This is a genomic window from Streptomyces sp. NPDC051684 (assembly GCF_044453445.1).
GTDB lineage: Bacteria > Actinomycetota > Actinomycetes > Streptomycetales > Streptomycetaceae > Streptomyces.
The window spans coordinates 125,863-150,932 of the sequence record NZ_JBITCS010000012.1; the positions used below are offsets into that span (position 1 = coordinate 125,863).

Consider the following 25,070-nt stretch of genomic DNA (forward strand, 5'->3'; position numbering starts at 1 on the left):
CCAGGGCCTACGGCACGCGTGCCGTCCACTCGTCCGTGCCGAACTTGGTGCGGACGAGGTCCTGGGCGCGGGTCAGTTCCTCGTCGGTCACCTTGCCCTCCGTGAGGCCGTACCGGTTCCGGAACGAGTCGATCATGCGCGTGATGACCTCCTCGCGGGGCAGACCGGTCTGCCGCCGCAGCGGGTCCACGCGCTTCTTGGCGCTCTTCGTGCCCTTGTCGGACAGCTTCTCCTTGCCGATGCGCAGCACGTCGACCATTTTGTCGGCGTCGATGTCGTACGACATCGTCACGTGGTGCAGCACCGCCCCCTGCCCGGCCGCGACCCGCTTCTGGGCCGCGCCCGCGACCTTCCCGACGTCCGTGGCGATGTCGTTCAGCGGCTGATACCAGGCCTTGATGCCCATGTCGGCGAGCGCGCCGAGCACCCAGTCGTCGAGGTAGGCGTAGGAGTCCTGGAAGGAGAGGCCCGAGACCAGGGACTCCGGGACCGCGAGGGAGTACGTGATCGTGGACTTGGGCTCGGCGAACATCGCGCCGCCGCCCGAGACCCGGCGCACGACGGTGACACCGTGCCGCTCCACGCCCTCCGGGTCGACCTCGTTGCGCAGCGACTGGAAGCTGCCGATGATCACGGCGGGCCGGTCCCACTCCCACACGCGCAGCGTCGGCGGCCGCAGCCCGAGCGCGACCTGCTCCACCATCACCTCGTCGAGCGCCATGTGCAGGACGGGGGACTGGGGCGCGTCGTGCACGAGCTGCCAGTCGTAGTCCCGCCAGTCCGTGGCCTGGGCGAGCGCGCGGCGCACCGCTGTGGCGACGCCCTCGGTGGTCAGGCCGAGCATCACCGTGCCCGCGGGCAGCGCCGCGTCGATCCGGCCGGCGAGCGTGGCCGTGTCGGCGTCGGCCGGGGCGCCTTCGAGGGCGTCGTTGATCGCGAGGAGCGCGTCGTCCGGTTCGAGGAAGAAATCGCCCGCGACCCGGACCTGACGCAGCACGCCGTCCGCCACGTCCACGTCGACGACGACGAGCTTGCCGCCGGGGATCTTGTACTCGCCGTGCACGGTGTGCCGCCTTCCACCAAGTTGTCCGTCCTCGCGGACAACGCTATCCGGAGTCCGGACATTCCGGGATCCGTGGGCGTCCCGGCGGCCGCCGCCCCTCTCTATTGACTCTTCGTCAGATCTCCCGCATCGTCGCCCCGCGTCCCACCGGACCGCCTACTGCCACCGTCTTCCGGAGGAGCTGGGCCATGGACCTCGACGTGCTGTACGAGATCGACGTACCGAAGCCCTGGCAGGGCGCCCATCCGCACGGCCAGCGCGCCGCCGAGCAGCGCGCCTACCGGGAGGCCGTCGAGCAGATCCGGCTCGCGGACCGGATGGGCTTTCGCACGGTGTGGGCGGTGGAGCACCACTTCAGGGAGGGCCGCTCGCACTGTCCCGCGCCCGAGGTGCTGCTCGGCCATCTGGCGGCGCTGACCGACCGGATCCGGCTCGGCTTCGGCGTCACCCTCACCCCGTTCGGCTTCACGCCGCCGCCCCGGCTGGCCGAGAAGGTGGCGGCCGTCGACGTGCTCTCCGACGGCCGCGTGGAGTGGGGCACCGGCCGCTCCACGCCCATGGAGCAGACCGCGTTCGGCGTCGACCGGGAGCAGTCGCGGGCCGACTGGCGCGAGGCCATCGAGATCGTCACCGGCATGTGGCGCGAGGAGTACTTCGCGTACGAGTCCGAGCGGTACAGCTTCCCGCGCCGCATGGTCACCCCGAAGCCCGTGCAGGACCCGCATCCGCCGTGCTGGATGGCGGCCACCTCCGCCGGGTCCGCGGAGGTCGCGGGCGCGGCCGGGCTCGGGCTGCTGTCCTTCTCGATCATGCAGCCGCTGGAGGCGATGGGCCGGCAGGTCGCCGCGTACCGGGCGGCCGCCCGTACCCCGAGCCCGATCACGGACGTCACCACGGACAAGGTCGCCGCGTACACCCTCGTGCACGCCGCCGACCGCCCATCGAAGCGCGTCTGGGACTCGGTCGCCTGGTGGTACCGCAACCTCGCCCAGTTCACCCTCGACTGGGAGCTGCCGCACCTGTCCGCGCGCGAGCGCGACGAGACCTTTCCGCTGCTGAACCCGATCATCGAGGGGAACGTCCCGGTCGCCGACTTCGACGCGGGCGACATGATCCTCATCGGCGACGCGGAGACCATCGTCCGCAAGGCCAAGCGGTACGCGGACCTCGGCATCGACCAGCTCATCTGCTACGTCCAGTGGGGCTACCTGGAGCATCAGGAGATCCTGCGCACGATCGAGATCCTCGGCAAGGAAGTCATCCCGGAACTGGCCGCGTACAAGCCGAGGTCGGCCGCCTCGTGAGCGAGCCGCTCGACGACACCCCGGTCCCCGATTACGCCGCCCTGCACCGCGTCGACGGCCGTACCTTCGTCCTGCTCGGCGCGGGCAACGGCATCGGCAGGCAGACCGCTCACGCGCTCACCTCGGCGGGCGCGCGCGTGGTGTGCGTGGACGTCGACAAGGGGCGGGCGGAGGCGGTCGCGGCACGGACCGGCGGTGTCCCGTACGTCGCGGACGTCACGCGGCGGCAGGACGTGCAGGACCTCTTCGCTTACGCACAGCGGGAGTTGGGGCCGGTCGGCGGTGTCGTCGACATCGTCGGCTTGGCCCGCTACGAGGCCCTGGACGCGCTCGACGACGACGCGTGGCAGTGGCACTTCGACCTGGTCCTGCGGCACGCCTGGCTCGCCGTTCAGTACGGGGGAGCGGCGGTGGCGGCGGCGGGCGGCGGACCGCTGGTGTTCGTGGCATCGGTCTCCGGGCTCACGGCGGCCCCGCTGCACGGCGCGTACGGGGCCGCCAAGGCGGGCCTGATGTCCCTGGTGCGCACGGCAGCCGTCGAGTACGGGCCGCGCGGGGTGCGGGTCAACGCGGTGGCGCCCGGCGTCGTGTGGACGCCGCGCGTCGCGGGGCTGCTCGGCGCGGAGGGCCGCGCGGCCAACGCTGCGAACGCCCCGCTGGGCCGCGTCGCCGAACCGGCTGACATCGCCGCCGCCCTCCTCTTCCTGGCCTCGCCGCTCTCCGCCTACGTGACCGGCCAGACGCTCGTCGTGGACGGTGGCACGGGGGTCAAGTTCCCGTATCCGACGATCGGCGACACCTGAGGCGCGTCGCCGCGCCGCCAACCAGGTTGTTCTGTAAGGCTCTTGACTAATCCCCACACGAAGCCACAAGAATCTGTTGACTCACGTTCGCTTGTGGCGAGTCATGTTGGCTTCGAGGGGATTTCCGCATGTCTGTCCGTCGTAGATCCGTCAGTCGTAGATCCGTGTTGGCCGCGAGTGCGGCCGCTCCCGTCGTGGGAGCGCTGGCCGCGCCCGCGGCCGGCGCCAGCGAAGGGCGTACCGGCCATGCCGGCCGCCGCACCGTCGACCTCGCCGACGGCTGGCGCTTCGCGCTGGTCAGCCCGGACGGCATCACCGATCCGACCGGCGCGTACGCGGACGCCGAGCGGCCCGGCTTCGACGACGCGAAGTGGCGGAAGGTCGCGATCCCGCACGACTGGTCCATCGAGCAGACACCCACCGCCGAGCACAACACGACGAGCGGCACCGGCTTCCTGCCCGGCGGACTCGGCTGGTACCGCAAGACGTTCACGGTGCCGAAGGCGTACGCGGGCAAGCGGATCTCCGTCGAGTTCGACGGTGTCTACATGGACGCCAACGTCTACGTGAACGGCGAGCTCGTCACCCACCACCCCTACGGCTACACCGGGTTCGCCCACGACGTCACCGACCTGCTGCACGTCGACGGCGCCACCCCGAACCTGCTCGCCGTCGAGGTCCGCAACCGGCTGCCCAGCAGCCGCTGGTACTCCGGCAGCGGCATCTACCGCAGGGCCCGCCTCGTCGTCACCGAACCGGTGCACGTCCAGCGCTGGGGCACCTTCGTCACCACGCCCGACCTCGCGCGGACCCTGAAGAAGGGCTACGCCACCGTCGACGTGCGCACCACCGTCGCCAACGCCTCGGGCGCCGCACACGACGTCACCGTCCTGTCCACCGTCCGCGACGCCAAGGGGCGCCGCGTGGCCCGCTCCGAGTCGACCCTCGCGGGCGTCGGGAAGGACGGCAAGACCGATCACGTACAACTGCGGCTCGACAAGCCAGAGTTGTGGTCCATCGAGACCCCGGGCAACCGCTACACCCTCGTCACCGACCTGCGTGTCGGCGGCCGCACCGTCGACACCTACCGCACCCGCTTCGGCCTGCGGCACGCCACCTTCGACCCCGAGCAAGGTCTCTCGCTCAACGGTACGCACACCAAGATCAAGGGTGTCGACCTGCACCACGACCTCGGCGCCCTCGGTGCCGCCGTCCAACCCGACGCCGTGCGGCGCCAGTTGAGCATCATGAAGTCCATGGGTGTCAACGCCCTGCGCACCTCGCACAACCCGCCCGCGCCCGAGGTGATCGAGGCCTGCGAGGACCTCGGCCTCATCATGCTCGTCGAGGCCTTCGACTGCTGGCGCACCGGCAAGAACACCTACGACTACGGCCGCTTCTTCGACGAGCACTCCGACGCCGACATCGCCGAGATGGTGCGCGCCGCCCGCAACTCCCCGGCCGTCCTCATGTGGTCCATCGGCAACGAGATCCCCGACTCCACCCGCACCGAGGGCATCGCCATGGCGGAGCGCCTCATCGCCGACGTCAAGGAACTCGACGGCACCCGCCCCGTCGTCATCGGCTCCGACAAGTACCGCTCGCTGCCCGCCGTCGGCTCGCCCGCCGACAAGATCGTGGCAGGGCTCGACGGGCTCGGTCTCAACTACAACACCGCGGCGTCCGTCGACGCGCTGCACAAGCGCTACCCGCACCTGTTCCTCTTCGAGTCCGAGTCCTCCTCCGAGACGTCGAGCCGAGGCACGTACCAGGAGCCGCAGCACCTCAACACGGGCGAGAACCAGACCCCGGGCAAGCGGGCCACCTCCTCGTACGACAACAACCTCGCCTCATGGACCATGAGCGGCGAGTACGGCCTGAAGAAGGACCGCGACCGGCGCTTCTTCGCCGGCGAGTTCCTGTGGTCGGGCATCGACTACATCGGCGAGCCGACCCCGTACGACGTGTTCCCGGTGAAGGCGTCGTTCTTCGGCGCCGTCGACACCGCCGGTTTCCCGAAGGACATGTACCACCTCTTCCGCAGCCAGTGGACCGACGAGCCGATGGTGCATCTTCTGCCGATGGACTGGACGACGTACGAGAAGGGTGCGGAGGTGGAGGTGTGGGCGTACGCGAACGTCGCCGAGGTCGAGCTGTACCTCAACGGCCGGTCCCTGGGCGTGCGTTCCTTCGACGCGAAGAAGACCGTCGACGGCCGCCCGTACCTGGAGACCACGGAGGCCACCCACGACGACAAGACCGTCACCTCCGGCCCCTACCCGGGCAGCTACACCTCGCCGAACGGCAGCGCCGGCAAGCTGCACCTGACGTGGAAGGTGCCCTTCGCGGCCGGTGAGCTGAAGGCCGTCGCGCGGAGCGGCGGCAAGACGGTGGCGACGGACGTGCTGCGCACGGCGGGCGCCCCGCACGCCGTGCGGCTGACGGCGGACCGGAAGTCGCTCGCGGCGGACGGGCGGGCCCTCGCGTTCGTCACGGCGGAGGTCGTCGACGCGAAGGGGACCGTCGTCCCCGATGCGGCGCGGCTCCTCGAATTCACCGTCAAGGGCGGCCACGTGGCGGGCGTCGACAACGGGCAGCAGGAGTCCGCCGAGCGCTACCAGGCAAGTACCCGCACGACGTTCCACGGGCTCGCGCTCGCGATCGTGCGCGCGGGTACCGAGCCCGGCAGCCTCATCGTCACCGCGCGTGCGAAGGGCCTGCGGCAGGGCACGGCGACGCTGCGGGTCACGGGCCCGGCGGGGGAGCCGGTCACCCCGGCCGAGCCCTTCGCCCCCGACCCGGGCCCCGGCGCCACCAAGTACCCGCACGCCGACGCCAGTTACTCGGGAGCCACCAAGACGCTCCCCGCCGCGATGCTCGACGGCGATCCGGCCACCCAGTGGTCCAACGCCTTCAGCAAGGCCGCCACCGCCCTGCTGCCCACCTTCAACGGCGCCCGCCCGGACGACTGGGTCTCGGTGACCTGGGCGGAGGAACGGCGGTTGGGCCGCGTCGAGGTCTCCTTCACGGTCGACGCCACCCACTCCCTGCCCGCCGCGATCGAAGTGGCGGTCGGGGACGGCGAGACGTACACCGTCGTGGACGACGTCGACATCGCCTGGGCCGACGGCACCGGTGAACCCACCGTCCTCACCTTCGACGCGGTACGCGGCCGGTCACTGCGCCTGAGGGTGCGCAGCAGCGAACCCGGGGAGGCCGAGGGCGGCATCGGCATCAGCGCCGTGGACGTGGCGGAGTCCTGATTCCGGGCAGGGCGCCCACGAGTGACGGCCGGGGACCGAACCGATTGACGCGTCAGCCCTCGGCCGCCACGCCCAGGCGTGCCTGTTCCTCCTCGACGATCCGGCGTGCGATCTCCGCGTCGGACACGTCGACCGCGTCCGGCGTCGCCTCGGCCATCGAGCTGCGCCGGGCGTACGCGTCGAACAGGCGGGACTTGTCGGCGAGTATCCGCACCAGGCGCTCGTCGACGCCGCCGGTGGCCAGGAGGCGGTGCACCCGCACCGATCTGACCTGGCCCATGCGGTGCGCCCGCGCCACCGCCTGGTGTTCGAGGGTCGGCTTGATCTGTGGCTCGCACAGGATCACCACCGAGGCGGCCTGGATGTTGAGACCGACGCCGCCGGCCTGGATCTGCGACACGAGGACCGCGGGCCCGTCCGTGGCCGCGAACTCGTCGACCAGCTGCTGTCTGCGCGCGGGCGGCACGCTGCCGGTGAGCGGACCGAACACCGGGCCCCCGACGGGTGGTTCGGTGCCGAGGGCGTCGCGCACGACACCCAGCACATCGCGGAAGTTCGAGAACACCACGACCTTCTGGCCCGACTCCGCCGCCTCTCCCACCAGTTCGCGCAGCCGCTCCAGCTTGGCGGACTGCGCAGGACGCGCGTACGCCGCCCGGCGCATGGCCATGAAGTTGCCGGACGCGACGGCCTCCCGATAGGCGGCCTCGTCGGCGCCGCTCAAATCCTCCCACTCGTCGGTGTGCTGGAGGCTGGGCAGTTCGGCCAGGACGTCGTCCTGGTTGCGCCGCAGATAGACGGGGGCGACCGCCGTGCGGAAGGCGACCGATCCGGCGAGGCCGTCCTCCTCGTCGAGCCGGTCCGCGAGCGCGGGATCCAGTACGCGCACGAGGTTGCGGAACTCGGCGACGCGGTTCTCCATCGGGGTGCCGGTCATGAACAGGACCCGCTCGCAGTGCTCCGCCCACTCCGTGACCGCCTTCGAGCGCAGCGTCTCCGGGTTCTTCACCGCGTGCGCCTCGTCGACGACGAGCATGCCCAGTTCGCCGCCGCCGGGCGCGGGCAGCGTGCGCAGCGCGTCGTACGTCGTGACGGCGACACCGCCCCGGCCCTTCCAGTCCGCGAAGGCCTCGCCCCGGTCCGCGCCGTGCACCGGAACGACGCGCAGTGCGCTGCGGGCCTCGATCTCCCGCGTCCAGTTCACGAGGACGCTCGCCGGGCAGACGACCATGAAGTGGCTCTGCCCCTCCGCCGCCAGGTGCGTCAGCGCGGCGATGGCCTGGACGGTCTTGCCGAGCCCCATCTCGTCGCCGAGCAGCGCGCGGCGCCGCGCGAGCGCGAAGCGGGCGCCGAACGCCTGGTAGCCACGCAGCGATACCCGAAGCCGCGACTCGTCGAGCTGCTGCGTGCGCACTTGTTCGGCGATGTCGGCGGGCAGGAAGCCCTCGGCGGCGTCCTTGTCGGGGGCGAGGCCGGAGATCTCGCCGAGGACGCTGTAGTACTCGGCGGAGCGCACCTCGAAGTCGACCCAGGCCGCCACGTCCGTCGCGGGCCCGCGCAGCAGGTCCACCGAGGCCTGCGCGAGCAGTGGCCGCGTGCCCGCCCGCTCGGCCTCCACGACGAGGGCCCGCACCTGCTCGGCGGCGTCGAGGGAGCGGGCCCGCCGGGCCCGTCCGGTGAACAGCAGCCGCAGCCGCCCCGCCGCGGGCCGTGCCTCGTCGAGCAGCGGTCCGAGTCGCCGGGCGATGCCGGTCGCGGTGTCCACGGCGTGCCGCGCGTCGGGGCCCGCCTCCACCAGGACGTGCAGCGCCATCACCACCGCGGTCGTCCGGGGCTCCGGATCGTCGACGTCCAGCGGCACCGCCGCCGTCTGCCGCACGCGGTCGGCGATGCGGCCCGCGGCGGCCAGCAGTTGCGTCGCGGTCTGCGGGCCCACTCCGTGGATCTGGTGGAGCCGGGCGGGCCCCGCGTCGAGCACCTGCCGCACCGTGCGCAGCCCGTCCCGCTCCACCAGGCCGACGCGGACCCGCCCGTCCGTGGCCTCCTGAAGCCGCGTCACGGGCATGGTGTCGAGGACGCGGGCGACCGACTCGTCGAGCAGCGGGGCGAGGGCGTCCCGCACGGTCTGGACGGCCTTCGCGTGGTCGTCGAGCAGTGCCCGTGCGGCCGCGTGGAGGCGTGTGCCGTCGGCGATCGCCTCCCGCTCCGTGCGTCCCATGGGGCCCTGCCCTCCTCTTGGCGCGTCCGGCTCCGGCCGGTCCGTGCATCTTCGCATCGGGGTGTGACAGTCGGCATGGCGTCCTGCAACGGGGTTGCGGTCCTGGGGCTCTGCCCCAGACCCCTCTGCTCAATCGCCGCAGGGGCTGAAGACGACCGGCAACCTTCCCGGTGCTCCGCCGGTTCGCCGAGTACAAGAACACCGGTGCCGGGGCCGGTTCGGCGAGCGCCGACCGGCCGCAGCTGAGCGACGCCCAGGCCGCGCAGCAGGAGGTCGCGGACTGGCTGGGGGACTGGGCGCCCACGGCCTCCTGACGGCCGGACGACGGGACACCGCGTGTGTGCGCGGCGCCGCTCACCGCGCCGCGTACAACTCCTCGATGTCCTGCGCGTACGCCTGGAGGACCGCCGCCCTGCGGACCTTCAGGGACGGCGTGAGCAGGCCCTGGGTGGCGCCGAACTCGTGCGGCAGGATGCGGAAGGCGCGGATCGACTCGGCGCGCGAGACACGGGAGTTGGCACGTGACACCGCGCGTTGGATGTGGCCGTGCAGCTGCTCGTCGAGGATCGCCTCCTCCGGCGCGCTGGGCACACGGCCCTTGAGCGCCTGCCAGCTCGCCAGGGCCTCCGGGTCGAGGGTGATCAGGGCCGTGACATAGGGGCGGTTGTCGCCGATCACGAGGCAGTCGGAGATCAGCGGATGGGCCCGCAGCTCCTCCTCGAGGGTCTGCGGCGAGACGCTCTTGCCGGCGCTGGTGATGATGATGTCCTTCTTGCGTCCGGTGATCACCAGATAGCCGTCGGCGTCGAGGTGGCCGAGGTCGCCGGTGGCGAACCAACCGTCGCGCAGCGCCGCCTCGTTGGCCTTGCGGTTGTTGAGGTAGCCCGCGAAGACGACGTCGCCCGCCACCCAGATCTCGCCGTCGTCCGCGATGTACACGGCGTTGCCCGGCATCGGCTTGCCGACCGTGCCGTGCCGCACCGCGCCGAGCGGCTGCACGGTGACTGCGGCCGCCGTCTCGGTGAGGCCGTAGCCGTTGTACACGGTGACGCCGCACCCCTGGTAGAACAGGCCCAGGTCGCGGGAGAGCGGCGAGCCGCCCGAGACGGCGTCGCGCACCCGGCCGCCGAGCACCGCCCGCACCTTCGCGTACACGAGACGGTCGTACACCTTGTGCATGAGCCGCGTGCGGGGGCCAGGACCCGGGCCCTCGCCGGCCGCGTGCCGCTGCACCGAGGCCGCGTACCGGATCGCGGTGCGCACGGCCCGCTCGAACAGGGCGGTGTGGCCGCTGTCCTGGGCGTTGACCCGCGCCTTGGAGAATACCCGCTCGAAGATGTACGGGACCGCGTACAGGATCGTCGGCCGGAACGCCGCGAGGGCGGGGAGCAGCGCGCTGGGCGAGACGTCGGGCTGATGGGCGATGTGGATCCGGCCGCGCACCGAACTCACCACCACCATCAGGCCGTAGCAGTGCGCCAGCGGCAAGAAGGCGAGCAGAGTGTGCTGTTGGCCGGGCGGCGTGAGCGCGGGAGCCCAGCCGACGAGCAGGTTGTCCGACTCGGAGGCCAGGTTGCCGTGGGTGATGACGCAGCCCTTGGGGCGGCCCGTCGTGCCGGACGTGTAGCAGATGACGGCGGGGGAGCGCGGGTCGACCGCGGCCCGGTACCGGTGCACGTCCTCGTCCCGCACCGCGGCGCCCGCCTCGACGAGCAGATCGAGGCCGCCCGAGTCCAGCTCCCACAGGCGGGTCAGATCGGTGCGCGCGCCGTAGGCCGCGGCCACCGTCATCGCGTTGTGCTCGTTCTCGACGACGACACCGACGGCGTCCGTGTCGTAGAGGATCCACCGCACCTGCTCGGCCGACGAGGTCGGGTAGACCGGCACGACCTCGGCGCCCACGGTCCACAGCGCGTACGCGATCAGCGTCCACTCGTAGCGGGTGCGCGACATCACGATCACCCGGTCGCCCATGCCGACGCCGCCGGCGAGGAAGCCGCGGGCCACGGCCATGACCTCGTCACGGAACCGCGTCGTGCTGACCTCCTGCGCCGGACGGCCGTCCTGGAGCAGCGAGAACTGCGTGCGGTGCGGTTCCTCCAGCGCGGCGTCGAAGACCGAGTCGGCAAGACCGCCCGACACCAACACGGGTGCCAGGCGGGGCGATGCGTATTGCCGCATGTGTCTGCTCATCGCTCCCTCTGGTGGGCGAACCGGGTCGACGATTCAACCTGAATGCGTCGGAACGGCAAGCTACCCGCAAGGGGAACTTTTCGCCCTGGGGTTGCATAACGAATCGGCAGTCACCGGTGGCGCTTCCGATACGCTGCGGGTTCCCAATGGCATGTACATCTAGAGGAGAGATCTCCGTGAAGCGGCGCCCGACCCTGGCCGGACTGACGATGGTGCTGGTGGTCGCGCTCGCGGCCTGCGGCGGTGGACCGGAGAAGTCCGCCTCGGTGCACGGCGGTGGCGGAGCCGCCGACAGCCGGTCGATCGAGCAGCACGACGACGAGGTGACCGGGGTGCGCGACGGGGTCCGCCACGTGACCCGGCGGACGACCCGCGCCACCCGGCCGCACCTGGTGAAGAAGTGCGCCACGGACACCCGCAAGGTCCGGCACACCAAGCGCAGCAAGGGCCGCACCAAGACCTACTACACGACGGAGAAGGTCCGTGACTGTCACAAGGTGCGCAGGGGATCCGAGAAGTACACGCGGGTCCTGCGCGCCGAGCGGTGGTGCGTCCGCCTCGACGACGTCGCCGGCAAGCGCACCGCCGACGACCGCTGGTACCGCGTCAACTCCACGGTCTACGGCGAGGTGAAGGGCGAGGCGGACCGGGCGAAGGTCACCATCCAGCCGCAGCGCGAGGGCTGCTGAGCCCGGACGGGGTCACGTGGCGGCGACCTCCGGGATGCGTTCCTTGACCATGGCGTAGAGGACGACCGCCACGGCCATCACGCCGGCCGCGGTGAACACGCCCGCGGCCCAGCTGCCGGTCGCGTCGCGCAGCACACCGCTGACGACGGGGCTGGCCACCGCGCCGATCTCGGCGACCAGGTTGAACAGGCCGAACAGCGAACCGCGGTCCTTCTCCTCGGCCAGGTCGCCGAGCAGGCTGTGCACGATCGGCTGGAGCGCGTTGAAGAACAGGCCCGAGCAGAACAGGATCAGGCCGAGCAGCAGCAGCGAGGGGTCGCCGTTCGCGACGCTCGCCCCGAACGCCACCGCGAGCACCGTGTGCACCGCCGCGCAGATCACCGCGAGCGGCTTGCGGCCCCTGCCCGCGCGCACCCGCCGGTCCGCGATCCAGCCGCCGACGGGGAAGCCGATGATGCCCGCGCCCGCGTTGAACGCGGCGGTGAGCGCCGCCGCACCGAGGCTGCTGTGCGCGGCCTCCGCGACGATCTGCACCGACCAGAACGAGAAGAACCACAGGTTCCACATCACGGCGATGAAGCCGATGTAGATCAACCAGACGTTCCGGTTGAGGAGTTGGGTGCCGCGGCCGGTGCGCACGATGCCGCGGATCACGATGGTGACCATCACGAGGAACAGCACCCCGGAGCCGATCGCGGTCAGCCAGTCCGGCCAGCTGAACTCGTCGGCGAGCAGGAACAGGCCGAGGATCGCGACGGCCGCGGGGATCGAGTAGCCGATGAGGCGAAGGGCGGGCGGGCCGATCCGCAGCGGCTTGTCCCCGCGCCCCCGGAAGAACGCCCACGTCGCCCCGGCCACGAGCAGCGACACCACGCCGAACACGTACAGCGGCATGCTCCACGCGCGCCCGCCCATGCCGAGCGTGCCGCCCCAGTCGATGAGGTGCGGGGTGGCGACGATGCCGACGGTCAGGCCGATGGAGAGGCCGGACAGGACGACGCCGAGGCCGATGGTGCGGCGGGCCGCGGGCGTGTGATTGATGACCAGGACACGGTCGTTGGAGTAGAAGACGCCCTCGCCGAGCCCGGTGAGCACGCGCGCCACGACGAAGCCGATGAGCCCGCCGGTCAGGCCCGACACGAGGGTGAGCAGGCCCGCCCACAGCAGGGAGACGACGAGCATCTCGCGGTGGCCGTAGCGGTCGCCGAGCCGGCCGCCCGCGTACTGCGTGAGCATGTAGCCGGTGAAGAACATCGAGCCGATGAGCCCGCCGAGCGTCGCCGGGTTCGAGGCGTCACCGATGAAGCCCGCCTTGTTCTCGATCATCCAGGCCACGACGGGCCCGGTGACCGTGCGGTCCGCGTAGCTGATCAGCCAGCCCGCGAGCAGAAAGCCCCACAAGTGGGTGTGGTGCCCCGAGAAGAGCGCGCGGCCCTTCGTCTCGGTGGTGGTGCGTGGTGGAGCGGCTGAATCCGACATGGGTTCCCCTGGGCGCTGAGCGGCGAGAAAGCGCTTGCTAACCTTGCAGAGGCTCGCGCGCCGGTCAACGGGTTGACGGGGCCGTCTTCACCGATTCGCCGCCAGTACGGCCGTTAGGCCCTGCCGCAGATCCTCGACGAAGAGCTCGGGAACCTCCAACGCCGCGAAATGTCCGCCGATTTCGGGCTCGCTCCACCGGACGATCCGCCGGTACCGCTCCTGTGCCCAGGGGTGCGGGCACTTCTCGACGTCGCGGGGGTACGCGGTGATGGCCGAGGGGACGTCGACCCGGAGGTCGGGGTCCAGCGCGTTGTGGCTCTCGTAGTAGATGCGGGCCGCCGAGGCGCCGGTCCGGGTCAGCCAGTACAGGGTGACGTCGTCGAGGATGCTGTCGATGGAGATCGCCTCGAACGGGCTGTCCTTCGTGTCCGACCACTCGGCGAACTTGTCGAGAATCCAGGCGAGGAGGCCGACCGGCGAGTCGACGAGCGAGTAGCCGATGGTCTGCGGCCGCGTCGCCTGCTGCTTCGCGTAGGCCGCGCGCCGGTGCCAGAAGTCGCGGGTCTCCTCGGCCCAGGCGCGCTCGGTCGCGCTCAGCCCCTCCGTGGACAGGCCGGGCGGGCCCTCGGCGAACGTGGTGTGGATACCGAGCACTTGGGCGGGGAAGCGGCCGCCGAGGACCGTGGTGATGTTGCCGCCCCAGTCGCCGCCGTGGGCCAGGAACGTGCCGTAACCGAGGCGTCCCATCAGCTCCACCCAGGCGGCCGCGATCTTTTCGGTGCCCCAGCCGGTGGTCACCGGGCGGTCGCTGTAGCCGAAGCCCGGCAGCGAGGGGGTCACGACGTGGAACGCCGGCGCGTCCGGGTCCTTCGGATCCGCCAACTCCTCGACGACATCGGTGAACCGGGCGACGCTGTCCGGCCAGCCGTGCGTCATGAGCAGGGGAGTGGCGTCGGCGCGCGCGGACCGGCGGTGCAGGAAGTGGATGCCGAGTCCTTCGACGGTCGTGCGGAACTGGCCGATGCGGTTCAGGCGGTCCTCGAACGGCCGCCAGTCGTACTCCGTGCGCCAGTAGTGCACGACCTCGGTGAGGTCGGCGAGCGGGACGCCCTGCGCCCACCGGCCGGGGCCCGGCTCGGCGTGCCGGACCGTCTCGGCCTCCGGCAGGCGGGCCGCGGCCAGGCGTGCGCGCAGCTCGTCGAGCTCGGCGTCGGTCGCGTGGGCTGTGAACGCTTGCACGTCGCTGCTCGGGCGGGACATGAGACCTCCTGGCCATCGCTGAACCGGCTAAGACGGTTCTAGCAGTGCCCACAACGGTGCCGCAACCGCCTAAGGTGGTTCCATGCGTGCACGGTTCCCCGAATTCCGCCTCGGCAAGGTGCTGGCGACCAGCTTCACCGCGACTCTGACGGAGCGCCAGGGAGACGCCGTCGAGCGCGTTCCCACGCCGCAGAGACTCATCGACTGGCTGGCGGTGTACGGCCTCGACGTGGACTCGTGCACCATCGCCCAGCTCGATCTGGCCCGGGAGCTGAGGGAGTCGATCCACGCCGCCGCGACGGCGGCCGCGACCCAGGAGCCGCTTCCGGCTTCCGCCGTCCAGGTCATCAACGACCGCAGCGTTCAGGGTCGGGCCGCGGCCGTCCTGACGGCCGAGGGGGAGCGGCGCTGGCGGCTCGGCCCGGACTCCAGCGTGGAGGACGCCCTCAGCGTGATCGCCGCCGACGCGATCGGCATCGTCGCGGGCGAACGCGACGGAAAGCTGGCCCTGTGCGCGTCGCCGACCTGCCGGGCCGCCTTCTTCGACGCCAGCCAGAGCCGTACGCGCCGCTGGTGCGACATGAACACATGCGGAAACCGCCAGAAGAAGGCGCGCTTCCACGCGGGCCGCGGCGGAGTCCCTGGGCCGGGGCGGTGAGCGTCGCTGGGCGGTCCGGGCGGGTGACGTCTCCCGGTCGTCACCGCGCCGGGCCAGGAGGCCTACGCCTCCAAGTGGCGGTTTCGGCCCGCGCCCACGCCCGCGAGCCCCATCGGCACGCACAGCACCGCGAGCATCACCAGCGGTACCGTCCAGCCGTCCGTCGCGTCGTGCAGTGCGCCGAGCAGGAACGGGCCCGCGGCGGCGAGCAGATAGCCGACGCTCTGCGCCATGCCGGACATCTCCGCGGCGCGCGCGGCGTCGGGGGAGCGCAGCACGATCACGGCGAGCGCCGTGCTGATCAGCAGCCCGCAGCCGAAGCCCTGCATCAGCATCCACGCGTACGCCCCGCCGACCGGCGCCACCAGCAGGCCGAGCACGGAGCCGAGGACGAGCAGGGTGCCGGTGAGCCCGAGGGTGACCTGGTTGGAGGACCGGCCGACGAGTGCCGTGAAGGCGAGCGAGCCCGCGATGCCCGCGAGGCTCATCACGGACAGCATCCACCCCGCCTGCGCGCCGTCCATGCCCTGGCTGGTGAGCATCGCCGGGATCCACGCGGCACACGCGTAGTACTGCAGCGACTGCAGGCCCATGAGGAGCGTGATCTTCCACGCGAGCGGTGAACGGCGCAGCGGGGTACGGGAGGCGCCGGCGCCCGGCGCCACCACGGGCGGCGCGTCAGAGCGGCGCAGCTGCGGTATCCACAGGACGAGCGCGAGCGCGGAGAGCACCGCCCACACGCCGATCGCCCCGCGCCAGCCGAGCCCGAGCGCGTCCCCGAGCGGCACGGTCACCCCGGCCGCGAGCGCGGCGCCGCAGAACAGGGCCACCGAGTACAGGCCCATCATCAGCCCCGTGCGGCGCTCGAAGTTGCGCTTGATGACACTCGGGACGAGGACGTTCGAGAGGGAGATCGCCGCGCCGATGAGGACCGTCCCCGCGAAGAGGGCCGGCAGGCCGGGCGCGAGGCGCAGCGCGATGCCCGCCGTGAGCAGCGCCATCATCGCGCCGAGCGCCCGCGTCATGCCGATGCGCCGCGAGAGCTTCGCCGCGAACGGGGCCAGGAGGCCGAAACAGAGGATCGGCAACGTCGTGAGCAGCCCCGCGAGCGAGCCGCTGAGCCCGGTGGAGCGGCGGATCGTGTCGAGTTCGGGCGAGACGGACACGACGCCGGGCCGCAGGTTCATGGCGATGAGCAGGACGCCGGCGGCGAGGAGCCCGCCGGTGGCCCCGGCCGTGGTGGCGGGGTTCGGGGATGTGGTCGAGGCGGATGTGGAGGTGGGCGTGGGGGCACTTTGCGGCATGCGTGCCAACGTAACATCCCATGTTTCCGACGGCAGAGCCGCGAGAATGGGGCGAGGGTGTGCAAATGCGCACCAATCCGGACTGGCCAGCACCGCAAACATGGGATATTTTTGACCCCGCACCCCGCACCCCGCACCCCGCACCGCGAGAAAGGCCACACCGTGCCCGCACCCACCCTGGTCCAGCGCACCATCGGCCGGATCGAGCGGAGCATCGAGAGCGGTGAGTGGGCCGTCGGCGACCGACTCCCTCCGGAGGGGCGGCTCGTCGAGGAGCTCGGCGTGGGCCGCAACACCGTGCGGGAGGCCGTCCGCGCCCTGTGCCACACCGGCCTCCTGGAGGCGCGGCGCGGCGACGGGACGTATGTGCGCGCCGCGAGCGACCTCAACGCGGCACTCCAACGCCGCCTGCGCCGCGCCGAGTTGAAGCACATCCTCCAGATCCGTCTCGCCATCGAACGGGAGGCCGCGCCCGCCGCCGCCGCGCACCGCGGCGAGGCCGACCTCGCCCGCATCCTGTCCGCCCTGCTCGCCCGGCACCGCGCCGAGGAGGGCGGGGACCCGGTTGCGTATGTGGAGAAGGATGTGGAGTTCCACCGGGCCGTCGTCGCCGCGAGCGGCAATCCGCTGATGACCGAGCTGTACGAGAGCATCGTCGAGTCGGTGCGCGACAGCATCGCCTCGCTGCGCCCGAGCTGGACGCCCGAGCTGCCCGGCGCGAGCTCCCACGACGACCTGGCCGATGCCATCGCGCGCAGCGACCCGAAGGCGGCGGCCGAGGCGGCGTGGGCGCACACGCGGACCGTGGAGGCGGCGATGGAGCGGATGACGGACGATCAATAGCCCTTGCCCCGCGGCCAATTGACCGCGCTTCGCCCTCTGTCGGTGCCACCGCCACGCGCTCTACCCTGGCGAGAGCCTCAACGGCCTTGAGGGGGAGTCGCATGAGCGATGACAGCGAGCGCGCCCGGAGCGACGGACGCCGCCGCGATCCCCCGAGCTCCGGTGAACGCCTCGCCGACTGGGCGGACGGCCGGCTCGGGATCTACCAACTCGCCAAGTCCCAGATGCGCAAGGTCTTTCCGGACCACTGGTCCTTCATGCTCGGCGAGATCTGCCTCTACAGCTTCATCATCCTCATTCTCACCGGCGTCTTCCTGACCCTGTTCTTCGACCCCAGCACCCAGGAAGTCGTCTACAACGGCTCCTACGTGCCCCTCAAGGGCATCAGGATGACCCAGGCGTACGAGTCGACGGTCGACATCAGCTTCGATGTGCGCGGCGGGCTGCTGATCCGTCAGATCCACCACTGGGCGGCGCTCGTCTTCGTCGCCGGCATGACGGTGCACATGATGCGCGTCTTCTTCACCGGCGCGTTCCGCAAGCCGCGCGAGCTCAACTGGGTGTTCGGCTGGACCCTGTTGTTCCTCGGCATCATCACCGGCCTCACCGGCTACTCGCTCCCGGACGACCTGCTGTCCGGTACCGGACTGAAGTTCGCGCAGGGCGCCGTGCTCGCGGTGCCGATCGTGGGCACGTACCTCGCGATGTTCCTGTTCGGCGGCGAGTTCCCCGGCGACGACTTCATCGCGCGGCTCTATCCGATCCACATCCTGCTGCTGCCGGGCATCATGCTGGGCCTGGTGGCGCTCCATCTGATCCTGGTCTTCTACCACAAGCACACCCAGTTCGCGGGCCCGGGACGCAGCGAGAAGAAGGTCATCGGGGCGCCTTTCTTCCCCATCTACGTGGCGAAGGCCGGCGGCTTCTTCTTCCTCGTCTTCGGGGTGCTCGCGGTCCTCGGCGCGGTGGCGACCATCAACCCCGTGTGGGCCTTCGGGCCCTACAGAACGGATCTCGTCACGACGGGCGCACAGCCCGACTGGTACCTCGGTTTCTCCGAGGGGCTGATCCGCGTGATGCCCGCCTGGGAGATCAACGCCTGGGGGCACACGCTGCAACTGGGCGTCTTCCTCCCCTTCACGCTGTTCCCGCTGATCCTGTCCTTCATGGCGGTGTACCCGTTCCTGGAGGCGTGGATCACGGGCGACAAGCGCGAGCACCACACGGCGGACCGCCCGCGCAACAAGCCGGTCAGGACCGGCGTCGGCGTGGCCTGGCTGTCGCTGTACGGGGTGCTGCTGATCGGCGGCGGCAACGACATCGTCGCGACGAAACTGCACCTGTCGATCAATGCCATCACCTGGTTCGTGCGCATCAGCGTCTTCGTGACGCCCGTCCTGGCGTTCATCGTCACCAAACGGATCTGTCAGGGCTTGCAGCACCGTGACCGCGACAAGGCGCTGCACGGCCGCGAGTCCGGCACGATCAAACGGCTGCCGCACGGCGAGTTCATCGAGGTCCACGAGCCGCTCACGCGCGCGGAGCTGTACACCCTCAACCAGCACGAGCAGCCCAGGGTATATGAGTTGGGTCCGCGGTTCGACGAGAACGGGGTGGAGCGCAAGTTCACCGTCCGGCAGCGGATGCGTGCGCGGCTCGCCAAGGCCATGTTCGGCCCCGGCACATACGTACCGAAGGTGACGCCCGAGGAGTACCGGGCGCTGCACGCGGGGTGGCACGAGTCGGAGCGGGTGGACTGAGCGGGAGAGGGGCCGGTCCGCGCGCGGACCGGCCCCCGACTGTCAGCCGATCAGCCGCTGAGTCGCACCGTGAACGCCCTGTCCGTCGGCAGCTGCGCCGTGCGGACCGTCGTCACATGTCTCTTCTCGTCGTACGACCATGAACTCCCGGCCAGCGGGCGGCCGTTCACCGTCACCCGGTCCGGCGCACCGTCGCCGTGCACGGTGAAGGTGTACGCGCGCTTGCTCGCCTTGCCCGCGTAACTGCCCTTGCTGGCGCCGACGTCGATGACCGATCCTCGCTTGTCGGTGTCGACGCTCACGCGCTGCGTCGCCGACGCGCCCTCCTTGAACTTGCGGGTCACCCCGTCGTCCTCGTACAGGGTGTAGGAGCTGTGGCCCGGCTCCGACGCGTGGATGTCGTATCCCAGTTGGCCCTTGTCGCGGGTCTTCCACGACGTGGTGCCCTTGGGCCACATCGGCACGATCGCCCCGGACTTCACGAAGAGCGGGAGCGTGTCGATCGGGGCGTGGTAGCCGTCGATCGTGGTCGGGCCCTTGTACTGCTTGCCGGTCCAGTAGTCCGTCCACGTGCCCTTCGGCAGATAGATGCCGTCGCGGGTGTCGGAGTCCTCGTAGACCGGGGCGACGAGGAAGTCGTCGCCCGCCAGGTACTCGTACTTGGCCTGCGCGCCCAGGGTGTTGGCGTCCCTCGGGTACTCCAGCCACAGCGGCCGTACGCCGCCGACGCCGGTGTCCGAGGCCTGCTTGGCCAGCGTGTAGAGGTACGGCATCAGGCGCTCGCGCAGCTGGAGGTACTTGCGGTTGATGGACGTGTACGGCTCGCCGTCCACCCACGGCTGCTGGTTGATCTTCTCGCCCGTGGTCATGTCGCGGGCCCAGCCGTCCATCGTCATGACGGCGGGCAGGAACGTCTTGGCCTGGAGGTCGCGCGCGTACATCTTCGCGTCGTGCGAGTAGATCGAGCCGATGTCGCCGGTGTTGTAGGCGATGCCGGACATCGTCGCGCCCGCGTACGTCGGGATCTGCCAGCGGACGAAGTCCCAGGACAGCTTCTGGTCGCCCGACCAGAGCACCGCGCAGCGTTGTGCGCCCGCCCAGGACACCGGCATCCAGACGAAGCCGCGGGCGTCGCTGTTGTCCTCGATGCCGGCCTTCGCCTTGTCGCAGGCGTCGAGGGCCATGCCGTAGCCGTTGCCGACCCAGGCGACGTCCAGCTTGGCGACGCGCTGGCCCGCCTTCACCTGGTCGGCGAGCTTGTCGATGCCGTCCTGCGTCCACAGGCCGAGCTCGGCGCCCCGGTCCTGGAGCCCCTTGGCGGTCTCGGCGAGGTTCTCGTAGCCGCAGCCGTAGCCGTCGTTGACCAGCATCCAGCCGAGCGGCAGCTGGTTCGCCACGTACTTGTCGGCGACTTTCAGGGAGTCCAGGGTGTGGCGCTCGCCCTGGTTGGCGTTGTGCAGATAGCAGTCGGCGTCGCCGGGTTCGAGGCCGTAGACCGGCGGCATGAACGGCTTGCCGACCAGCGACGTGTAGTCGCCGATGACGTGCTTCGCGTCACCGAGGAAGTAGTACGCGTCCAGGCGGCGCTCCTGCTGCCCGGTGTGGACGGAGGGGCCGAAGTCGTAGACGCCGGGCGCGAAGGTGTTCCGATACACGCCGTAACCGGCCGAAGAGAGGTAGAACGGCTGGGAGTTGGGGTAGCCGCCCTCGTTCCAGTCGGTGTTGTTGGCGACGCGGATCGTCTTGTCGCGGTGGGAGAGGCCGCCGTTCTGCTCGCCGCCGCCGAAGAACTGCTCGTCCGCGCCGCGCTCCAGGCTCTGCCGCATCCCGCCGGTGGACCAGCGCAGCGGCTTGTCCTCCTGCCAGACGCGCGTCCTGTTGTCCGCCTTGTAGAGGCCGAACCGCAGGGGCTTCTTGTAGATGCGCAGGACGGCGTCCGCCGACCGGATGCCGTAGTAGGCGCCGGTGTCGAAGGACGTCGTGTGCGGGTCGACGGCGGGCTGCTTGCGCACGATCTGAGAGCCGGCCGGATCGCTGAACTCGCCGGAGGGGTCGGCCTGGAGGCGGAGCCCGCCGCCCTTGAGGAAGTCGGCCCGCGCCTTCAGGTCCCCGGCGGCGATCGTGTAGCTGCCGTCGTCCCCCTTGAAGGAGGTGAGGTTCCCGGCGTCCGTCGTCTCGGGCAGATAGGCCTTGCCGACGAAGGAGTTGTCGTGCACGTCGTAGGGGACGACCACCACGTGGTACGTGCCGTCGGCCCTCGGGATGACGGTCGCCTCGGGATCGGCGGTGCCCGCGCTCGACGCCACCTGCTTGCCGGCGTCGTCGTAGACGTACATGTCGAAGTCGTCCTTGGGCTGCTCCGCCCACTCGACGGAGACCGGCACCCCGCCCTCGGGGTTGTCGCTCCAGTACCCGTCCGGGACCGCCACCGTGAGGTCGAAGCGGTCGCAGGTCTTCCCGTCCGGATCGTCGGCCGGGGCCGGGCACTTCTTCGGGTCGTCGACCGTGCCGGCCGGATAGGTGGGGCTCTGCCAGGTGACGCTCTTGTGGTCGGCGTCGAGCACGCCGCTGCCCGGGGTGGCCGCGCCCGCCTGGTGCGCGGGGGCGGCGAGGAGCGCGGCCGCGAGGGCCGCGGTGGTGCAGGCGGCGAGGGCGCGGGCTCTTCGGTGGGGTTGCCTTTGGTGCAGTCTTCGCATGAGGTGCGTCTCCGCTCAGAACGACCAGTCATTGTTTACTTGTGCTTGAAACTCCTTGCACGCGTGCAGGATTGCGCAGAGAGTCAGGGTTGAAGATCCCGCTCGCACAGGTTCATGTCAACAGGAGAAGCGCCTCGTGACCGTTCGTCAGTCCGCCCGCCGACCCGGCCGTGCCGCCCTCGCCGCCCTACTGCTTGTCGGCGGCGCGAGCCTCGCCGCCCCGCCCGCCTCCGCCGCGCCGCACCCAGGGTCCGACTACGCCGACGTCCTCGACCTGCACGGCACTCCGAAGGCCGCGCTGCCCGGCGACGCCGAGGACAACAACCCCATCAGCACCTTCTCGGACCGCGGCGCCTGGCACTCCTACGCCCTGCCGAAGGCCGGGGACCGCTCCGCGTACGGCGGGTTCAGCGGCCCGCTGTACATCGCGCAGGAGTACCCGTGGTGGCTGAGCAAGTCGTTCAGCCGGATCCGGCTCACCGAGGGCGGCCGTACCCTCGACCTCGCCGGCGGCGGCACGCCCCGCTTCACCTCGCAGCCCGGCCGGCTGCTCCAGTCGTACGACCTCGGGCGCGGCCTGACCCTCACCCTTGAGCTGCGCTTCGCCACCAACCGGACGGCCCTGGTGCGCGCCGAGGTGCGCAACACCGGGTCGACTGCCCGCACCCTCGGCGCCGACTGGACCGGCAGCCTGCTGCGCCCCGGGAAGGCGCCGATGCGCGACGCGCCCTCTCTGGAGTCCACCGACCACGGCGTCGGCGTCGACTTCGCCAAGGTGCGCGAGAAGTGGGACTACCTCACCGACGGCACCGAGCGCTTCGAGGTCACGCACAAGGACGATGTGCGCACCAAGGTCGACGGCGACTCCTACCGCACCGAGACCACCGCCCCTGTGAAGATCGCGCCCGGCGCCGCGCACCACTTCGACTGGACCGAGTCCTACACGTTCACCGACGCCGAGCGCACCCGTGAGGCCCGGCGGGCGCGCGCCGTGCTGGCCGCCCCGCAGGCGTACGCCACCGCCGGTGACGCCCGCTGGCGCGGCTACGTCGCCGGGGTCACGCGCGGGGTGCCCGCCGAGCGGCGCCGCACCGCGGTGAAGTCCCTGGAGACCCTCGTCACCAACTGGCGCTCCGCCGCAGGGCAGTTGAAGCACGACGGGGTGACGCCCTCCATCTCATACAAGTGGTTCACCGGCGGGCTGTGGGCCTGGGACAGCTGGAAGCAGGCCGTGGGCACCGCGCGCTTCGACCCGGCGCTCGCCGAGTCGCAGATCCGGTCCATGTTCGACCACCAGATCACCGCCGACTCCAAGACCCGCCCGCACGACGCCGGGATGGTCCCCGACGCCGTCTTCTACAACGACCCCGCGCGCGGCGGTGGCAACTGGAACGAGCGCAACTCCAAGCCGCCGATGGCCAGTTGGTCGGTGTGGGAGGTGTACCGCAAGAACGGCGACCGGTCCTTCCTGCGCGAGCTGTACCCGAAGCTCGCCGCCTACCAGGCCTGGTGGTACCGCAACCGGGACCACGACCACGACGGGATCGCCGAGTACGGTGCCACCGTCGACCCCGCCAACGACTCCACCGAGGAGCGCCGGCAGGCCGCGGCCTGGGAGAGCGGCCTGGACAACGCGCCGCGCTTCGACGCCAAGCTCGGCACCTCCGTCGTCGCCAATCACGCCGCCGACGGCACGCTCCTCGGCTACTCGCTCGACCAGGAGTCCGTCGACCTCAACGCGTATCTCGCCCAGGACCAGGGCTACTTGGCGCGGATCGCCGACGCGATCGGACGCCCCGACGAGGCCGCGAAGTGGCGCGAGAAGTCGGAGGCGACGAGCGCCGCCGTACGCTCCAAGTTCTACGACAAGGCCGACGGCTGGTTCCACGACATCACCCTGAAGGACGGCGCCCCGCTCACCGACCGCGGCCGCGGCATCGAGGGCGCCGTCCCGCTGTGGACCGGCGCCGCCACCAAGGAGCAGGCCGCGCGGGTGCGCGAACGCCTCACGGACCCGGGCGAGTTCGCCACCCACGTGCCGTTCCCGACCGTGTCGAAGGCGTCCCCGTACTTCGACTCGACGGCCTACTGGCGCGGCCCTGTCTGGTTCGACCACGCCTACGCCGCGCTGGGCGGCCTGCGCCGCTACGGCTACACCAAGGACGCGGACGAGCTCACCGGTAAGCTCCTCGCGGGCGCGAAGGGGCTCACCGGCGACCGTCCGATCCAGGAGAACTACGACCCGCTGACCGGCGCCCCGCTCAACTCACCGAACTTCAGCTGGTCGGCCTCGCTGCTGCTGCCGATCCTCTCCGGAGAGCAGTAGCGGCAGGCAGGGCGCTCAGGACGCCGCGTACGTCCAGAAGTCCCGCATGATCTGCGGGGGTGTCGGTCCGGCCAGGCCGAGCTGGGTCAGCAGGACCGACACCGTCCCGGTCGCCGGGGTCAGGTGGGCGGACGTGCCCGTGCCGCCCACCCAGCCGTAGCGGCCCGGCACGTTGTAGGGGTGGGTGCGGGTGACGTCGACGGAGCCGCCGAAGCCCCAGCCCTCGCCCTCCGTGAACAGGCCGCTCGCCGCGCGCTGTTCGGAGGTCAGGTGGTCGGTGGTCATCAGCCGCACCGACTCAGCGGAGAGCACGGACCCGCCGCCGGCGAGCAGCATCCGGGCGAACGCGTGCCAGTCGTCCACGGTGGAGACGAGCCCGCCCGCGCCGGAGGGGAACGCGGGCAGGCTGCTCCACTCGCCGTCCGGGGCGTCGACGAGCTCGGCGCCGCCGTCGGGCGTGGGTACGTAGCAGCTGGTGAAGCGGTCGCGCTTGGCGGCGGGGACCTCGAAGCCGGTGTCCACCATGCCGAGTGGCTCGAAGACCCGCTCGGCGAGGAAGTCGGGCAGCGAGAGACTCGTCATCCGCGAGATCAGCACGCCCTGGATGTCCGAGCACGCGTTGTAGAGCCAGACGTCGCCGGGCTGGTGCAGCAGCGGCACCCCGGCGAGCGAGGCCAGCCAGGTGTCCGGCTCGGGCAGCCGCTGCGGGTGGTGCGGGTCCATCAGTGCGAACAGCGGCTGCACCGCGGGCAGCGAGAAGTCCGAGGGGAAGCCCCAGCCCGCCCGGAAGGTCAGCAGGTCCTCCACGGTGATCGGCCGGTCCGCTGGGACCACGTCCTCGATCGGACCGGCCGGATCGCGCACGACGTTCGGTGCGGCCAGCTCGGGCAGCCAGTGCGAGATCGGCGAGTCGAGCGCGATGCGGCCCTCCTCGACGAGCGTCATGAGCGCCGCCGCCACGATCGGTTTGGTGATCGACGCGAGCCGGAAGATCGAGTCGCGGGCCATCGGCGTGCTGCCCTCGGTGTCGGTGTGGCCGACGGCCGCGACCTCCACGCGGTCGCCGCGCGCGACGAGTCCCACGGCGCCGGGCACGGGGCCCTTCGACACGTGCGGGGCCAGGACCTCGGTCAGGCCGGAGTTGTCGGTCATCGGGCGATCCTCCTGTGCGTACGGGGTGCGGTGCCGTCGTGCGCGTGAGCGTACAGAGG

16 protein-coding genes and 1 pseudogene are annotated in these 25,070 nt (G+C 71.1%); 9 read left to right on the plus strand and 8 right to left on the minus strand.

The window, feature by feature from the left end; all coding sequences use genetic code 11:
• Window positions 1-7: 7 nt before the first annotated feature.
• A complete protein-coding gene (locus ACIA8D_RS16930) occupies window positions 8-1,063 on the minus strand; it encodes a biotin/lipoate A/B protein ligase family protein (RefSeq protein ID WP_399232777.1) in 1,056 nt (351 codons plus the stop codon).
• 188 nt (window positions 1,064-1,251) lie between these two features.
• On the opposite strand from ACIA8D_RS16930, the gene ACIA8D_RS16935 reads away from it, so the two are divergent.
• The 3 genes from ACIA8D_RS16935 (at window position 1,252) to ACIA8D_RS16945 (ending at window position 6,433) form a co-directional block, all read left to right on the plus strand.
• Window positions 1,252-2,367 (plus strand): LLM class flavin-dependent oxidoreductase, encoded by a 1,116-nt coding sequence (locus ACIA8D_RS16935; protein WP_399232778.1) that lies wholly within the window; start codon window positions 1,252-1,254, stop codon window positions 2,365-2,367.
• Entirely contained in the window at window positions 2,364-3,170 is an 807-nt protein-coding gene (locus tag ACIA8D_RS16940; protein WP_399232780.1) for an SDR family NAD(P)-dependent oxidoreductase, read from the plus strand. The genes ACIA8D_RS16935 and ACIA8D_RS16940 overlap by 4 nt, the downstream gene beginning before the upstream one ends.
• 128 nt (window positions 3,171-3,298) lie before the next feature.
• A complete protein-coding gene (locus ACIA8D_RS16945) occupies window positions 3,299-6,433 on the plus strand; it encodes a glycoside hydrolase family 2 TIM barrel-domain containing protein (protein ID WP_399232782.1) in 3,135 nt (1,044 codons plus the stop codon).
• Between the two features lie 52 nt (window positions 6,434-6,485).
• On the opposite strand, the gene ACIA8D_RS16950 is transcribed toward ACIA8D_RS16945, so the two are convergent.
• Window positions 6,486-8,651, minus strand: coding sequence for a DEAD/DEAH box helicase (locus ACIA8D_RS16950; RefSeq protein ID WP_399232784.1), 2,166 nt, complete (start codon window positions 8,649-8,651; stop codon window positions 6,486-6,488).
• Between the two features lie 179 nt (window positions 8,652-8,830).
• On the opposite strand from ACIA8D_RS16950, the pseudogene ACIA8D_RS16955 reads away from it, so the two are divergent.
• Window positions 8,831-8,965, plus strand: a pseudogene (locus tag ACIA8D_RS16955) (pectin esterase); the annotation flags it as partial.
• A gap of 40 nt (window positions 8,966-9,005) precedes the next feature.
• Here ACIA8D_RS16955 and ACIA8D_RS16960 read toward each other — a convergent pair.
• On the minus strand, window positions 9,006-10,832 hold the full coding sequence (locus tag ACIA8D_RS16960; RefSeq protein WP_399232786.1) for an AMP-dependent synthetase/ligase: 1,827 nt from the start codon (window positions 10,830-10,832) through the stop codon (window positions 9,006-9,008).
• A gap of 188 nt (window positions 10,833-11,020) precedes the next feature.
• Here ACIA8D_RS16960 and ACIA8D_RS16965 point away from each other — a divergent pair, with 188 nt between their 5' ends.
• A complete protein-coding gene (locus ACIA8D_RS16965; protein ID WP_399232788.1) occupies window positions 11,021-11,533 on the plus strand; it encodes a hypothetical protein in 513 nt (170 codons plus the stop codon).
• 12 nt (window positions 11,534-11,545) lie between these two features.
• Here ACIA8D_RS16965 and ACIA8D_RS16970 read toward each other — a convergent pair whose 3' ends face one another.
• Both ACIA8D_RS16970 and ACIA8D_RS16975 read right to left on the minus strand, forming a co-directional pair.
• Complete coding sequence (locus tag ACIA8D_RS16970; RefSeq protein ID WP_399232790.1) at window positions 11,546-13,012, minus strand: MFS transporter; 1,467 nt, start codon at window positions 13,010-13,012, stop codon at window positions 11,546-11,548.
• An 87-nt stretch (window positions 13,013-13,099) separates the two neighbouring features.
• The gene (locus tag ACIA8D_RS16975) at window positions 13,100-14,272 is read right to left on the minus strand and encodes an epoxide hydrolase family protein (protein ID WP_399232792.1); all 1,173 of its coding nucleotides are present in this window, start codon (window positions 14,270-14,272) and stop codon (window positions 13,100-13,102) included.
• An 82-nt stretch (window positions 14,273-14,354) separates the two neighbouring features.
• On the opposite strand from ACIA8D_RS16975, the gene ACIA8D_RS16980 reads away from it, so the two are divergent.
• Window positions 14,355-14,930, plus strand: coding sequence for a CGNR zinc finger domain-containing protein (locus ACIA8D_RS16980; RefSeq protein ID WP_399232794.1), 576 nt, complete (start codon window positions 14,355-14,357; stop codon window positions 14,928-14,930).
• A gap of 62 nt (window positions 14,931-14,992) precedes the next feature.
• On the opposite strand, the gene ACIA8D_RS16985 is transcribed toward ACIA8D_RS16980, so the two are convergent.
• A complete protein-coding gene (locus ACIA8D_RS16985) occupies window positions 14,993-16,234 on the minus strand; it encodes a CynX/NimT family MFS transporter (protein WP_399232796.1) in 1,242 nt (413 codons plus the stop codon).
• 162 nt (window positions 16,235-16,396) lie between these two features.
• Here ACIA8D_RS16985 and ACIA8D_RS16990 point away from each other — a divergent pair, with 162 nt between their 5' ends.
• Window positions 16,397-17,077, plus strand: a complete 681-nt coding sequence (locus ACIA8D_RS16990; protein WP_399232797.1) for a FadR/GntR family transcriptional regulator — start codon at window positions 16,397-16,399, stop codon at window positions 17,075-17,077.
• A 101-nt stretch (window positions 17,078-17,178) separates the two neighbouring features.
• On the plus strand, window positions 17,179-18,837 hold the full coding sequence (locus ACIA8D_RS16995) for a cytochrome bc complex cytochrome b subunit (RefSeq protein ID WP_399232800.1): 1,659 nt from the start codon (window positions 17,179-17,181) through the stop codon (window positions 18,835-18,837).
• A 50-nt stretch (window positions 18,838-18,887) separates the two neighbouring features.
• Here the strand turns inward: ACIA8D_RS16995 and ACIA8D_RS17000 are convergent, their stop codons facing one another.
• Entirely contained in the window at window positions 18,888-21,533 is a 2,646-nt protein-coding gene (locus ACIA8D_RS17000) for a TIM-barrel domain-containing protein (RefSeq protein ID WP_399232802.1), read from the minus strand.
• A gap of 136 nt (window positions 21,534-21,669) precedes the next feature.
• On the opposite strand from ACIA8D_RS17000, the gene ACIA8D_RS17005 reads away from it, so the two are divergent.
• Entirely contained in the window at window positions 21,670-23,859 is a 2,190-nt protein-coding gene (locus ACIA8D_RS17005; RefSeq protein ID WP_399232804.1) for an MGH1-like glycoside hydrolase domain-containing protein, read from the plus strand.
• A gap of 15 nt (window positions 23,860-23,874) precedes the next feature.
• On the opposite strand, the gene ACIA8D_RS17010 is transcribed toward ACIA8D_RS17005, so the two are convergent.
• Entirely contained in the window at window positions 23,875-25,011 is a 1,137-nt protein-coding gene (locus tag ACIA8D_RS17010; protein ID WP_399232805.1) for a serine hydrolase domain-containing protein, read from the minus strand.
• Window positions 25,012-25,070: the final 59 nt, after the last annotated feature.

Coding starts and splice junctions, on each gene's coding strand:
- ACIA8D_RS16935 (WP_399232778.1), top strand. CDS start 1,252: ATGGACCTCGACGTGCTGTACGAGATCGACGTACCGAAGCCCTGGCAG.
- ACIA8D_RS16945 (WP_399232782.1), top strand. CDS start 3,299: ATGTCTGTCCGTCGTAGATCCGTCAGTCGTAGATCCGTGTTGGCCGCG.
- ACIA8D_RS16950 (WP_399232784.1), bottom strand. CDS start 8,651: ATGGGACGCACGGAGCGGGAGGCGATCGCCGACGGCACACGCCTCCAC.
- ACIA8D_RS16960 (WP_399232786.1), bottom strand. CDS start 10,832: ATGCGGCAATACGCATCGCCCCGCCTGGCACCCGTGTTGGTGTCGGGC.
- ACIA8D_RS16970 (WP_399232790.1), bottom strand. CDS start 13,012: ATGTCGGATTCAGCCGCTCCACCACGCACCACCACCGAGACGAAGGGC.
- ACIA8D_RS16975 (WP_399232792.1), bottom strand. CDS start 14,272: ATGTCCCGCCCGAGCAGCGACGTGCAAGCGTTCACAGCCCACGCGACC.
- ACIA8D_RS16980 (WP_399232794.1), top strand. CDS start 14,355: ATGCGTGCACGGTTCCCCGAATTCCGCCTCGGCAAGGTGCTGGCGACC.
- ACIA8D_RS16985 (WP_399232796.1), bottom strand. CDS start 16,234: ATGCCGCAAAGTGCCCCCACGCCCACCTCCACATCCGCCTCGACCACA.
- ACIA8D_RS16995 (WP_399232800.1), top strand. CDS start 17,179: ATGAGCGATGACAGCGAGCGCGCCCGGAGCGACGGACGCCGCCGCGAT.
- ACIA8D_RS17000 (WP_399232802.1), bottom strand. CDS start 21,533: ATGCGAAGACTGCACCAAAGGCAACCCCACCGAAGAGCCCGCGCCCTC.
- ACIA8D_RS17010 (WP_399232805.1), bottom strand. CDS start 25,011: ATGACCGACAACTCCGGCCTGACCGAGGTCCTGGCCCCGCACGTGTCG.